Below are 12,894 nucleotides of genomic sequence, written 5' to 3'. Positions count from 1 at the left end.
CTCAATTTAATGTTTGTTTGAAGCTAGCTTTTCAGCTGACTTTTGCTTTTTTTATTCTCACCGAATTATTGTTTGGTTTGTACTTCTCTCAAAGTATTTACTTTATTTAATTTATTAAGGTTCTATACTCACGAAATATATTTTAAAACGTGATTTTCAAAGTTTATTTGAAGTTCGCGTTTTGTGAGCTAACTATTACATTATACTCTTGTATTTCTTTCTTGTCAAGTGTTTTTCAATTTTTTATTTAACTAAAAAATTCACTGAACAATTGAGTGCTTATATATATTATCAAGTTTGCACTGTAATGTCAAGTAAATTTTAAAAATTTTTTACTTTTATTTTACTTTAATAAACTATTACTGGAATGTTGTCTCCTACATCGTAGTATATGCTTTCTAATAGTTTGGAATTTACTTGTATATCCGAATTTTGTGAGCTAGATATTGTATGTCTGTAAAAACCCAATGTGTAGTTGTTGGAGTATCCTTTTGTTTTGCTATCTATGTTGTAGATTCCTTTCGGGAGTGGTTGTACGATTTTTATAGGGATACTTTTGTTGATTTTGTAGTTGTTGATGTAGTAGAGTGTTTTGTTTTGTTGGTCGATTTCAATGTATTCGTCTTGTATGTCATTTCTGAGTCTAGACTTGGCTTGTTTGGAGTAGACTGGTTCTATGGTTTTACTTTCTGTATTATCCAGAGTTTCTTTTATGAGTTCGACTGTTTTTGGTTTGTCGATTTCCCAGCCGTAGTCTGTTGCATTCAATGTGAGTATTTTGTTTTCTGCTGTTTTTATTGTGTGAGGTTTGTTATAGGTGTCGGTTTCTTTTTTCAATTCGTCTACATATTGTTCGATTTCACTGTCTTTATATACAAATCCATGCCTTTCATCAAACTCCATCATGTCACGAAGTTTCGCTCCTTTTAGTTTGTGGATTGTGTCGTTGAAATCAAAGCTTATTTCGATGTCTTTGAGTTTGTTAAGTTTGTTTTTGGCACGAATTATGTTCCAGTCGTTTGAGTAGACTGTCGGTTTGATGTATTCGTTTTTGAGTGTGATGTCTTCTTTTTGTTCTAGGAGTGATTTTTTTATCGTGTCTTTGAGTTTGTCGGTGTTTATTTCGTTTCCTACTTCTTCTGGTCTTATTGTGTATTCGTCATCCAAGTAACTGATGTATGCGTTGTACGATTTATTGGCGTTATTGTTGAGTTCTGCTTGGTAGATTTTCTTGTTGAGTTTATCTTCGTCGATTGTGTAGTCGAAATTGATGTTGTATTTTTTGGTGTCGAAGAATGACAACGGCCACGAGAACGGATTTTGTTCGAATTTAAAATCTTCTGGTATTTTTAGGTTGAAATCCACTTCTTTCGCATCTATTACGAGTTTACGGTTATCGGTAGCGTTTATTGTGAGTGACCTTATGTCTGCATTTCTGTCGACTATTTTGGATTTTTCGACAAAGCTCATGTTGTAGCCGTTGACGTATGTGTTGGGTAGTGCATAGAATGTGAAGAATGTCGTCCCACTAAAATACACTAGAAACAAGAATAGTATCGTGGTTATGAGTACTCGTTTTTTCATTTGATTTTCCTTTTTTGTTTATTATTAATATTATTGTACTTTTAATTTGAGTATATATCAATGATTGCAATAAAAAAAGCGAGTATAAACTCGCCTTTTGATTATCTTGAGTACAACTCAACTATTAATGAGTCTGTAATTTCGATTGGAATTTCTTGTCTTTCAGGAAGTCTTGTCAATGTTACTTTGAAGTTTTCTTCCTTGTCAATGTAAGGTAATGATTGTGCAAAGTTTGTTTCGTAGTTTTCTTTGAACAATTCATTTGATCTTGATTTTTCTTTCAATTCGATTACAGATCCTTCAGCTACTTGGTAAGAAGGGATATCTACTTTTTTACCGTTTACTCTGATTAAACCGTGAGATACCATTTGTCTTGCTTGTCTGATTGATGATGCAAATGAAGCTCTTAGTACTAGGTTGTCTAATCTAGTTTCTAATTGTCTTACCATTACATCCCCAGTTGTAAGACCTTCTTTGTTGTTAAGGGCTTTTTCGAAGTATTTGTGCATTTGTTTTTCATTTACTCCGTAATATGCTCTTAATCTTTGTTTTTCAAGAAGTTGCATACCATATTCAGTTAACTTCTTGTCGTTTCTTCCAAGTCCTTTACCCATTCTTTTGTTAGCTTTTGGGTGACCGCATACGTTAAGACCTAATCTTCTAGATTGTTTAAATCTAGGTCCCATCATTCTTGCCATTAATATTCATCTCCATTAAAAAATTATTTGCCGCGATAATTTTTTAAGCCAACGCTATTATATCACCTACTGGTTTGTTTTTCAACAATTTTTATGTTAATTTTGTTGTAAATTTTCGATGAATTTGATGTATTGTTTTGCAAGCTCGTTGTCTTTGTTAAGTGTAGCACCTTTTTCAGTGATTGCATCGTCTATTACGACTTCATCTTTTTCAATATTTACAGATACTGCTACTTTTGTTTTTCCATTAGCTCCTACTAATGTAAAGTAATTGTCAAATATGCTCTTTAATCTTTCACCTGTAACATATTTTTCGTGTTCGTTCATTAATTTTGCTAATTCGTTAGCTTCTGCATTAGTAAGTTCTCTTGTAACTTTCTTGCCGTCTTTTGTATATGTGAATTTAACAGATGTTGCAACGTTTGGGTTGGTTTTGGCTAACTCTTGTTGAATTTGTTTGGATACTGTCTTTTCTCCACCTATTATAGCTATTTGAACGATTTTAGAGTTTTCAAGGTATTCTTGTGTTTTTTGTGGTAGTTTATCTTTTGGTGTAAGAATCAATGGTACATCAAATCTTGCAGCGATTGGATTGATTGCCAAGCTATCTGCGAATACTTCTCCACTTGCAAGGTATGCTCCTTGTGCATCTTTGTAGAATTTGTCAGCTATTTTAAGTGATGTTTCGTATCTGTCATTGCCAGCGATTCTTTCGATTACTTGTGGTAGTTCTTTTTCTAATGATTTGGATACAGAGTTTTCTCCACCGACGATGTAGCATTTTTTGATTTTGGAATCTTTTAATGCTTGTTTTGTTACGTCGTTGATTTTATCTTTTTGTACTAATACGATTGGATATCCGTTTTTTGTTGCAAATGCGCCAATACTTAGTGAGTCTGCAAAATTTTCACCACGTGCTATGATACAAGTGTCTGCGTCTTTGAATTCTTTGATGATTTCGGCATTTGTAGCGTATCTGTCAGAGCCTTTATATGATTTTACTTTGCTTTTTTCTGGTAATAATTGTTTTGCAACTTCGTTACTGATGGATTTTTCGCCACCGATTTTGACAAAGTATTTTGTTTGTAATCTTTTGATTTCTTGGATTAAACTTTTGTCAGCTTTTATCGCATCAGTCAATAAGATTGGTGCGTTGTATTTTTTAGATAGAACTGTTGCACTTAGTGAATCTGGGAAGTTGTTTTGATTTGCAAGGATAGCAAATTCTGATGTTTTGATGTAGCTTTTAGCTATTTGGATTGATGTGTCGATTCTGTCTTTGCCATAAATTCTGGATACTACGTATTGTTTTTTGCTTTGTGTGTCGGCGTTTGATTTGAGCTTATCAGCTCCCAACAATTCTTTTGTATTAGCATCTACGTATACTTTTGTTCCTTCGTATTCAAATACGTAGGAAACTTTTAAGCCATTGTTTTGTGTGAATTTAGTTGGCAATTTATCAATATCTACCACAGTAGTTTCTGATTTTACTTTTGTTTCATCAAAATCTTTGATACCTTTTAATTTTTCTATCGCAACTTTCTTTGCATCTTCAATCTTTACTGAAGGTTTTTTTGTAACTTCAAAGTCTCCGATTTTGTTGAAATTTTTAAGTTCATTTGTTTTCTTGTCAAATGATACTGTTATAATGTTGTACGGATTTTTGACATTAAAAGAATTTTCTTTTTCAAATACAACTTTGTATCCGTTATCAAGTATGTCTTGTTGGTCGACTAATTTGTATTCTTTAGGAATGTAGCCGTCTTTTTGAAGCTTAGATATTGTGCTGTTTAAGTAATCTTCGAATTTGTCGTCTGATTTTCCTGAGAACAGTTTTTCTGTACTAGAAAGCGCATCAATTCCAATAAGTTTTCCTTCTTTGTCAAATTTCAAAGTGATTCCATTTTGTAATTTGATTTCATCTTTTAAATTTGATTTATCGATTGATTGATCGATTTTTAGACCAAGTTTTTTGATTGCATCTAACTTTTGGGTTTCATTTGCAGCAAATGAGTTTGTCGATAACAACAATACTGATAAAGTCAGTGCAGCTACTAATTTTTTATTCATAGGTTCCTCCCAATTATTTTTTAGAATATTTCGCTATAAGTTAACTAATTTTTTAGAATATTTCGCTATAAGTTAACTAATTATTCTTATTTTTATTATATTCCTATCTTTTTGTTTTTTCAATTGAACATAAAAAAATAACTAAGCAAATGCTTAGTTATTTTCTATTTGTCAGCTTTCACTGTTTCTTTTTCTTCTGAGGATTCTTTCTTAGTGTAATCTACTAATTCAAGTATACACATTTCAGTACCGTCTCCTCTACGAGGTCCTAATTTTAAGATTCTAGTGTATCCACCTTGTCTGTCAGCATAAACTGGTGCGATTTCTTCAAACAATGTGTATACAACGTCTTTTTTGTATATATATTTAAGAGCTTCTCTTCTAGCGCTCAAATCACCTTTTTTACCAAGTGTAATCATCTTTTCAGCTTCTCTTCTAGCTTCTTTAGCACGAGTAACTGTTGTTTCGATTTTTCCGTTTTCGAACAATGATTGAACTAGGTTTCTTAACATTGCTGTTCTGTGATCAGTTCTTCTACCTAATTTTCTTAAGTTAGCCAATGTCTATCCTCCTTTATTCGTCTTTTATTTCTTGTTTAAATGCAAGGCCCATTTCTTGAAGTTTTTCTTCAACTTCGTCTAAGGATTTTTTACCAAAGTTCTTTATTTTCATCATATCTGCTTTTGTATGAGATACGATATCTCCTACAGTATTGATATTTGCTCTTTTTAAACAGTTAAATGATCTTAAAGAGAAATCTAATTCTTCGATATTGATGACCATTTGAGTCTCTTTATCTTTTTGATTATCTTCGTCGTCACTGTTTGTATTACACTCGTAGTTAGGTAATTCACTGAATAATTCCAGGCAATTGATTAGGATGTTGCTTCCTTCACTTAAGGCATCTTGTGGTCTAATTGTTCCATTAGTCCACACTTCTATTGTAAGCTTATCGTAATCAATTACTTGGCCAACTCTGGCATTATCCACTGTGAAATTAACCTTTTTCACAGGGCTAAACAGTGAGTCAATAGCGATATCTCCTATAATATCTTCGTCTGTTTTATTAAATTCAGATATTTTGTAGCCTTTTCCGTTGATAACTGTGATTTGCATTTCTAATGAAGCATCTTCATTAAGTGTTGCAATGTAATGATCTGGGTTTTTAACTTCCAAATCAGTATCAACTAAAATATCCTTAGCTGTTAGAACACATGGACCTTTTATGTCTACATTTAATGATATAGGTTCTTCATTGTATTTCTTTACAGCGATACCTTTTAAATTCAAAATTATTTCAGGTACGTCTTCTTTGACACCTTTAATCGTAGACATTTCATGAGCTACACCTTGGATATTTATCTTTGATATAGCAGCTCCTGGTAATGATGATAATAAAACTCTTCTTAGAGAGTTTCCTAGAGTAGTTCCATATCCCCTTTCCAGTGGCATTATGACAAATTTACCGTAATTATTTTGTTCATCTAATTCAACGATTTTTATTTTAGTATCTAATTGTTCAGTCATAAATACAGCCTCCTTCGACAAGTCCCATCAGGAAATCCTGAATTAAGCCTATGTGTTATACTCTTCTCTTCTTTGGTGGTCTACAACCGTTGTGAGGGATTGGAGTTACATCTTTAATAGAGCTAACTTCAAGTCCAGAAGCTTGCAAACTTCTAATTGCAGATTCTCTTCCTGAACCTGGTCCTTTTACATAAACTTCAACAGTTTTTAATCCGTGTTCCATTGCTTTTTTAGCAGCTTCTTCAGCAGCTTGTTGTGCAGCGTATGGAGTTGATTTTCTAGATCCTCTGAAACCTAATTGTCCAGCAGAAGCCCAGCTTAATACGTTACCGTTAAGGTCAGTTAAACATACCATAGTGTTGTTGAATGTAGAAGAAATATGTGCTTGACCTTTTTCAATATTCTTTTTTACTCTTTTTTTACCGCGAACATTACGTTTAGCGCCTTTAGTTTTTAGTGCCAATTAATTTCCCCCTCTCTATGCTTGTTTTTTAGGACCCTTACGAGTTCTTGCATTGTTCTTTGTATGTTGTCCTCTTACTGGAAGGCCTTTTTTGTGTCTTGATCCTCTGTAGCAGTTGATTTCTTTTAATCTTTTGATGTTCATTGCTACATCACGACGTAAATCTCCTTCAGTAAGATAGTTATCTAATTCATTTCTGATATCAGATAATTCAGATTCTGTTAAATCTTTTACTCTTGTGTCAGGATTGATTCCTAATTTAGCTAAGATTTTATTTGATGATTGTCTACCTATTCCATAAATTGCAGTTAGTCCAATTTCTACACGTTTGTCATTTGGTAAGTCGACACCTTGAATTCTTGCCATTTATACCTCCTACTAACCTTGTCTTTGTTTGTGTTTAGGGTTATCGCAAATAACCATAACACGACCTTTTCTTTTTATAATCTTGCACTTTTCGCACATTTTTTTAACTGATGGTCTTACTTTCATTGCTTAACCTCCGTTTATTTCTTTCTCCATGTTATTCTTCCACGATCCAAATCGTATGGTGATAATTCAACCGTTACCTTGTCTCCTGGAAGAATTCTTATATAATTCATTCTTAATTTGCCTGAAATATGAGCTGTTATTACATGGCCATTTTGAAGTTCTACCTTAAATACCGTATTAGGAAGAGCATCTACTACTGTTCCTTCTAATTCAATAACTTCTTTGGACATCCTTGTCTTGATCCTCCTTTTTTAAATTATTTAACATATATCTTAGTTTCTTATCTGTTAAATTCTCTAATTGCAACTTTTTGTTGTATTTTTGAAGATGTTTTATCTTCTTTTTCTTTGGTTTTTCGATTTTACGTTGTTTTCCATCTACTACCAATACATAAGAATCGTCAAGAATTTCCAAAACCATTTGTAGTTTGCCCATATCACGACCACAAGTACTTAAAACAACTTGTCCTGTTTCAAGTTTGTTGTATTGGCTCATTAATTCTAACCTTTTTTTAATTCTGTTACTAACTTATTAGTGATTTCATCTATTGGAAGAGTTCCATCAACTGTGAATACTAAATCTTGTTTGTTGTAGAAATCTACTAAAGGTTTAGTTTGTGAATCGTAAACTTTGATTCTATCTAGTACAGTTTCTTCTTTGTCATCTTCTCTTTGGATTACTGGAGTTTTACATGCATCACAAATTCCATCAACTTTTGTAGGGTTGTTGTCAATGTGATAGCTTGCACCACAGCTAGGACATACACGTCTTCCTGAAAGTCTTTTTACAAGAGAATCTTTGTCAACGTCTATGTTCAATACACGATCTAGTTTCAATCCTCTTTTTGCTAGTCCTTCATCAAGGGCTTCGGCTTGAGGAATTGTTCTAGGGAATCCATCAAGTAAGAATCCGTTCTTGCAATCTTCTTGATCTAGTCTGTCCCATACTATTTCTATTGTTAACTCATCAGGTACAAGTTTTCCTTGTGCAAGTAAGCCTTCAACTTTTTGACCTAGTTCTGTCTTTTCTTTGATATTTTTTCTGAAAATATCTCCTGTTGAAATGTGAGGAATATCAAATTCTTCAATAACTCTTTTAGCTTGAGTTCCTTTACCTGCTCCCGGAGGTCCTAATAATATTAATCTCATTATAAACTCCTTATTTCAAAAATCCTTTATAGTGTTTCATAGTTAGCATACTTTCCATTTGTTTTACAGTATCTAATACAACACCTACTACGATGATGATTGATGTACCACCGAATAGGATTTGTATTCCTAAAGCTTTTGATATTAGCATTGGTGCTGATGCAACTATTGCTAATATGATTGCGCCTATAAATGTTACTCTATCAGAAATTTTCTTTAGATACATACCTGTTGGTTTACCAGGTCTAATTCCCATAATGAATCCGCCATATTGTTGCAAGTTTTTAGCGTATTCAACAGTGTTAAATTGAATTGCTGAGTAGAAAAATGCGAATATTATAATCAATAACATGTTTACTATTGAGAAGATAACTAACCCTGATGTTGTTTGTACTGTGAATATGTGGGCTAACCATCCCGGCATGTCTTTGCCGAATAATAATGCTATTGTTTGTGGTAATTGTAATATTGCTGATGCAAAGATTACTGGCATTACACCACCCATATTAACTTTGATTGGAATATGAGTTGATTGACCACCATACATTTTTCTTCCTACTACTCTTTTAGCGTATTGTACAGGAATTCTTCTTTCGCCTTGGTTAATTAATACCACTACTACTAATATTATAATCGCTATTAGTACAAAAAGTAATATTTTCCACCAAGATAACATTCCTTGTCTAGATTGATAAATCATTGTACCGATTTGTCTTGGCATATTTGAAATGATACCTATGAAAATCAAGATTGAAATTCCGTTACCGATACCTCTTTCAGTAATCATTTCTCCTAGCCATACTAGAAACATTGATCCTGCTACCAAGCTTATTAGTATAACAAATCCTGTTAAAAAGCTTTTGTCTACGATTGCTCTGTTAAATAAACCATTAACTGTAGCATATCCTTGTATGAATGCCAAAATTATACTACAGATTTTAGTGTATTTACCCATTCTCTTCTTTCCTTCTTCACCTTCACGTGTAAGTTCTCCTAATCTAGGAAATGCTACTGTTAAAAGTTGAAGAATGATTGAAGCGGTAATGTAAGGGTATATCGAAAGAGCGAATATGCTCATTTGTCTCAATGATCCCCCACTTAATAGGTTCAATAAAGAAACTATTCCGCCTTCTTGACCGCTCATTATTTGTTTGATAATGGCCTTATCCATAAAAGGAACCGGTATTGCATTACCTAATCTAAAAACTACAACCATTAGTAGAGTAAAGCCGATTCTTTTACGAATGTCTAAAACCTTCCATGAATCTTTCAAGGTTTTAAGCATCTTAAATCACCTCTACCTTTCCTCCGGCTTTTGTAATTTTTTCTTCAGCTGATTTAGTAAATTTATTAGCTTTAATAGTTAATTTCTTAGTAATTTCTCCGTCACCTAAAATCTTAACGCCGTCTTTTGCCTTTGCTGGCTTAAAGAATCCTGCGTTTGCTAGGATTTCTGGTGTTATTTCTTCTCCATCTTCAAAACAATTTAAGTCTCTGATGTTGATTTCAGCGTATTGTTTTGCAAAATGGTTTTTGAAGCCTCTCTTAGGAAGTCTTCTGAATAAAGGCATTTGACCCCCTTCAAATCCTGGTCTTACGCCTCCGCCTGATCTTGAGTTTTGTCCGTCTCTACCGCGTCCAGCATTGTGTCCTAATCCTGAACCGTAACCTCTACCAACTCTTTTTCTTGCTTTTACTTCTCCACCTTTAGCAGGTCTTAAGTTGTGTAATTTCACTATAACACCTCCTACTTAACTTCTTCAACGTCAACCATGAATGCAATGTGTCTAATCATTCCACGAATTGCATCATTGTCTTCTTTGATTACTGATTGTCCGATTTTATGAAGTCCAAGGGCTTCACAAGTTCTAATGTGTTTTTCAATTCTGCCGATTTTGCTCTTTTTAAGAGTGATCTTTAATTTACTCACTTAAAAGCCCTCCTTATTTTAAAATTTCTTCTACAGACTTTCCTCTTAATTTAGCTACTTGTTCAGCTGTCTTAAGTGATTTAAGTCCTTCTACAGTTGCATTAACAATGTTTTGAGGGTTTGATGTTCCCAATGATTTAGAACGAACGTCTTTGATACCTGCTAATTCACATACCGCACGAACAGGACCGCCGGCGATAACTCCAGTACCTTCTCCAGCTGGTTTTAATAATACTCTACCAGCTCCAAATATTCCTGTTACTTGGTGAGGAATAGTTGTGTTTACGATAGGAACTGTGAAGATGTGTTTTTTAGCATCTTGGCTAGCTTTTCTGATAGCTTCTGGTACTTCTTGTGCTTTACCAATACCAACACCAACATGTCCGTTTTTATCTCCAACTACTACAAGGGCTGCGAATCTAAAGTTTCTACCACCCTTAACAACCTTAGCTACACGGTTAATATTTACAACTCTTTCTTCTAATTCTAAACCTTCTATTTCTTTATTTAAAAGTTCCAATACTAAATACCTCCCTTGCACTAAAATTTAAGTCCGGCGCTTCTAGCACCTTCAGCTAATTCTTTAACTTTTCCGTGATATAAATATCCAGATCTGTCAAATACGCATTGTTCAATGCCTTTGTCGATAGCTTTCTTACCGATTAATTCACCAACAAGTTTTGCAGCTTCTTTGTTAGATTTTGATTCACCACTGAAATCTTTATCTAATGTTGATGCAGCTACTAATGTGTTGTGGTTAACATCATCGATTAATTGTGCATAGATGTTAGTATTAGACTTGAATACGCATAATCTTGGTTTTTCAGAAGTTCCTGTAAGGTTCTTACGAATACGTAGATGTCTTTTAACTCTATTTGCATTTTTATCAATTTTCTTAAACATACCTTACTCCTTTCCTACTTACCTGTTTTACCGACTTTACGTCTAATATGTTCATCTTCATATCTGATACCTTTACCTTTGTATGGTTCAGGTCCTCTTAAGTCTCTGATTTTAGCAGCGTAGTTACCAACTTGTTGTTTGTTGATACCACTGATAATTAATGTGTGTTGTTCTGGAACTTCAACTGAGATTCCTTCTGGATCTTCTTTTTCAATTGTGTGTGAATATCCCAAGTTCAAAACTAATTTTTTACCTTGTTTAGCTGCTCTGTAACCAGTACCTTCTATAATTAAAGTTTTCTTGTATCCTTCAGTAACACCTTCAATCATGTTGAAAACAAGAGTTCTTGTTAAACCATGAAGTGATTTGTGTCTTTTAATTTCTGAAGGTCTTGAAACTGTGATTGTATTATCTTCTACTTTGATAATCATTTCCTTTGGCATTTGTTCAACTAATTCACCTTTTGGTCCTTTTACAGTACACAAATTGTCTTCAGTTACTTTTACCTCAACGCCATTAGGAATTTCAATTGGTTTTAATCCAATTCTTGACATGGTCAAACCTCCTTATAATGTTTGTGTTACCATACGTAACAAATTACTTCTCCACCAATACCTTCTTTTCTAGCAACTTTATCAGTTACAAGGCCTTTTGATGTAGAGACAATAGCAATACCAAGTCCGCCTAAAACCTTAGGAACTTCATTTGCTCTGGCATAGACACGAAGTCCAGGTTTAGATATTCTCTTGATACCTGAAATTACTTTTTCTTCGTTAGGACCATATTTTAAATCTATTGTAATGATTCCTTGTTTACCATCTTCTGTAACATTGAAACCATCGATAAATCCTTCATCTAATAAAATTTGTGCTATTGATTTTTTAATATTAGATGCAGGAACTTCAACAACTTTATGTTTCGCATTAACTGCGTTTCTTATTCTTGTTAGCATATCTGCTATAGGATCAGTCATCATAAAAGCTTCCTCCTTCCTTTCTTACCAGCTTGCTTTTCTTACGCCAGGGATTTCGCCTTTATAAGCCAATTCTCTAAAGCATATACGGCAGATGCCATATTTCTTTAAATATCCGTGAGGTCTACCACAAATTTTGCATCTGTTATATTCTCTTGTGCTAAACTTTGCAGGTCTTTTTTGTTTTGCGATCATTGATTTTTTAGCCACTAAAACTCCTCCTTATTTCTTAAATGGCATTCCCATTTTGTCTAATAATTCCTTAGCTTCTTCGTCAGTGTTTGCAGTAGTAACGACCACAATATCCATACCTCTAATTTGATCTACCATATCGTATTCAATTTCAGGGAATATTAATTGTTCTTTGATACCTACAGCATAGTTTCCTCTACCATCGAATGATTTAGAAGAAATACCTCTAAAGTCTCTTACACGTGGAAGAGAAATGTTCATAAATTTATCTAAGAAATCATACATTTTTTCACCACGTAATGTAACTTTAACACCAACATTCATTCCTTCTCTAAGTTTGAAGTTAGCGATAGATTTTCTTGCTTTTGTTACAATTGGGCGTTGTCCTGTAATTGTTTCTAATTCTTTAACTGCACTTTCGATAGCCTTAGGATTTTCTTTTGAAGAACCTAAACCCATGTTAAGCACGATTTTTTCCAATCTTGGAACTTGCATGATGTTTTCATATTTGAAACGTTCAACCAAGAAAGGAACAACTTCATTTGTATATTTTTCTTTTAATCTGGAAGTCAAGTTTATACCCTCCTTATGTTACTTAATAGTTTCGTTGTTAGATTTCATAAATCTAACTTTCTTACCGTCTTCAAACTTGTAACCTAATCTAGTGCCTTTCTTGTTTTTAGCATCATAATACATTACGTTTGAAACATCAATCGGAGCTTCTTTTTTGATTAGTCCACTTTCAACACCACGTCCGTTAGCTTTTTGGTGTTTAGTAACTATGTTAACTCCTTCTACTACCACTTTATTTTGTTTGGCTAATACTTCAATAACATTTCCAGTCTTTCCTTTGTCCTTACCAGAAATAACTATTACAGTATCTCCATTTTTAATCTTCATATCTCTTTACACCT

At 33.5% G+C, this 12,894-nt stretch carries 21 protein-coding genes; all 21 read right to left on the bottom strand.

Annotation, left to right across the window (positions count from 1 at the left end; translation table 11 throughout):
• Nucleotides 1–348: 348 nt before the first annotated feature.
• Nucleotides 349–1,584 carry a peptidoglycan binding domain-containing protein gene (locus ACU68Y_RS07875; protein WP_446755813.1) on the bottom strand — a complete coding sequence of 412 codons (1,236 nt, stop codon included), beginning with the start codon at nt 1,582–1,584 and terminating at the stop codon, nt 349–351.
• Between the two features lie 101 nt (nt 1,585–1,685).
• Nucleotides 1,686–2,282, bottom strand: a complete 597-nt coding sequence (gene rpsD, locus ACU68Y_RS07870) for a 30S ribosomal protein S4 (protein ID WP_002836144.1) — start codon at nt 2,280–2,282, stop codon at nt 1,686–1,688.
• A gap of 96 nt (nt 2,283–2,378) precedes the next feature.
• Complete coding sequence (locus ACU68Y_RS07865; protein ID WP_446755814.1) at nt 2,379–4,352, bottom strand: cell wall-binding repeat-containing protein; 1,974 nt, start codon at nt 4,350–4,352, stop codon at nt 2,379–2,381.
• A gap of 164 nt (nt 4,353–4,516) precedes the next feature.
• Entirely contained in the window at nt 4,517–4,912 is a 396-nt protein-coding gene (rplQ, locus tag ACU68Y_RS07860) for a 50S ribosomal protein L17 (protein WP_002837396.1), read from the bottom strand.
• Between the two features lie 13 nt (nt 4,913–4,925).
• The gene (locus ACU68Y_RS07855; RefSeq protein WP_002840213.1) at nt 4,926–5,879 is read right to left on the bottom strand and encodes a DNA-directed RNA polymerase subunit alpha; all 954 of its coding nucleotides are present in this window, start codon (nt 5,877–5,879) and stop codon (nt 4,926–4,928) included.
• A 55-nt stretch (nt 5,880–5,934) separates the two neighbouring features.
• Complete coding sequence (gene rpsK / locus ACU68Y_RS07850) at nt 5,935–6,342, bottom strand: 30S ribosomal protein S11 (RefSeq protein ID WP_002836140.1); 408 nt, start codon at nt 6,340–6,342, stop codon at nt 5,935–5,937.
• A gap of 15 nt (nt 6,343–6,357) precedes the next feature.
• Nucleotides 6,358–6,708 carry a 30S ribosomal protein S13 gene (rpsM, locus tag ACU68Y_RS07845; protein WP_002840214.1) on the bottom strand — a complete coding sequence of 117 codons (351 nt, stop codon included), beginning with the start codon at nt 6,706–6,708 and terminating at the stop codon, nt 6,358–6,360.
• A 12-nt stretch (nt 6,709–6,720) separates the two neighbouring features.
• Nucleotides 6,721–6,834: a 50S ribosomal protein L36 gene (rpmJ, locus tag ACU68Y_RS07840; RefSeq protein ID WP_002836138.1), complete on the bottom strand. Its 114-nt coding sequence runs from the start codon at nt 6,832–6,834 to the stop codon at nt 6,721–6,723.
• Nucleotides 6,835–6,848: 14 nt separating this feature from the next.
• Nucleotides 6,849–7,064, bottom strand: coding sequence for a translation initiation factor IF-1 (gene infA, locus ACU68Y_RS07835; protein ID WP_002836137.1), 216 nt, complete (start codon nt 7,062–7,064; stop codon nt 6,849–6,851).
• Nucleotides 7,045–7,329 (bottom strand): KOW domain-containing RNA-binding protein, encoded by a 285-nt coding sequence (locus tag ACU68Y_RS07830; protein ID WP_002836136.1) that lies wholly within the window; start codon nt 7,327–7,329, stop codon nt 7,045–7,047. The genes infA and ACU68Y_RS07830 overlap by 20 nt, the downstream gene beginning before the upstream one ends.
• A gap of 5 nt (nt 7,330–7,334) precedes the next feature.
• A complete protein-coding gene (locus tag ACU68Y_RS07825; protein WP_060790814.1) occupies nt 7,335–7,982 on the bottom strand; it encodes an adenylate kinase in 648 nt (215 codons plus the stop codon).
• A 10-nt stretch (nt 7,983–7,992) separates the two neighbouring features.
• A complete protein-coding gene (gene secY, locus ACU68Y_RS07820; RefSeq protein ID WP_094225364.1) occupies nt 7,993–9,267 on the bottom strand; it encodes a preprotein translocase subunit SecY in 1,275 nt (424 codons plus the stop codon).
• 1 nt (nt 9,268) lies between these two features.
• The gene (rplO, locus tag ACU68Y_RS07815; RefSeq protein WP_002840173.1) at nt 9,269–9,718 is read right to left on the bottom strand and encodes a 50S ribosomal protein L15; all 450 of its coding nucleotides are present in this window, start codon (nt 9,716–9,718) and stop codon (nt 9,269–9,271) included.
• A gap of 11 nt (nt 9,719–9,729) precedes the next feature.
• Nucleotides 9,730–9,912, bottom strand: a complete 183-nt coding sequence (gene rpmD / locus ACU68Y_RS07810) for a 50S ribosomal protein L30 (RefSeq protein WP_002836132.1) — start codon at nt 9,910–9,912, stop codon at nt 9,730–9,732.
• 13 nt (nt 9,913–9,925) lie between these two features.
• Nucleotides 9,926–10,432, bottom strand: a complete 507-nt coding sequence (gene rpsE, locus ACU68Y_RS07805) for a 30S ribosomal protein S5 (RefSeq protein ID WP_002837356.1) — start codon at nt 10,430–10,432, stop codon at nt 9,926–9,928.
• Between the two features lie 20 nt (nt 10,433–10,452).
• Nucleotides 10,453–10,815, bottom strand: a complete 363-nt coding sequence (gene rplR, locus ACU68Y_RS07800) for a 50S ribosomal protein L18 (protein ID WP_002837380.1) — start codon at nt 10,813–10,815, stop codon at nt 10,453–10,455.
• 14 nt (nt 10,816–10,829) lie between these two features.
• On the bottom strand, nt 10,830–11,369 hold the full coding sequence (gene rplF / locus ACU68Y_RS07795) for a 50S ribosomal protein L6 (RefSeq protein ID WP_002837386.1): 540 nt from the start codon (nt 11,367–11,369) through the stop codon (nt 10,830–10,832).
• 26 nt (nt 11,370–11,395) lie between these two features.
• On the bottom strand, nt 11,396–11,791 hold the full coding sequence (rpsH, locus tag ACU68Y_RS07790) for a 30S ribosomal protein S8 (RefSeq protein WP_002837393.1): 396 nt from the start codon (nt 11,789–11,791) through the stop codon (nt 11,396–11,398).
• A gap of 21 nt (nt 11,792–11,812) precedes the next feature.
• Nucleotides 11,813–11,998, bottom strand: coding sequence for a type Z 30S ribosomal protein S14 (locus ACU68Y_RS07785; RefSeq protein WP_002836123.1), 186 nt, complete (start codon nt 11,996–11,998; stop codon nt 11,813–11,815).
• Between the two features lie 12 nt (nt 11,999–12,010).
• Nucleotides 12,011–12,553, bottom strand: a complete 543-nt coding sequence (gene rplE, locus ACU68Y_RS07780) for a 50S ribosomal protein L5 (protein ID WP_002837392.1) — start codon at nt 12,551–12,553, stop codon at nt 12,011–12,013.
• A gap of 18 nt (nt 12,554–12,571) precedes the next feature.
• Entirely contained in the window at nt 12,572–12,880 is a 309-nt protein-coding gene (rplX, locus tag ACU68Y_RS07775; RefSeq protein ID WP_002841124.1) for a 50S ribosomal protein L24, read from the bottom strand.
• Nucleotides 12,881–12,894 lie beyond the last annotated feature (14 nt).

Source organism: Finegoldia sp. P1-F-LS, assembly GCF_052932205.1.
This window is presented reverse-complemented; position numbering and strand designations above follow the sequence as displayed.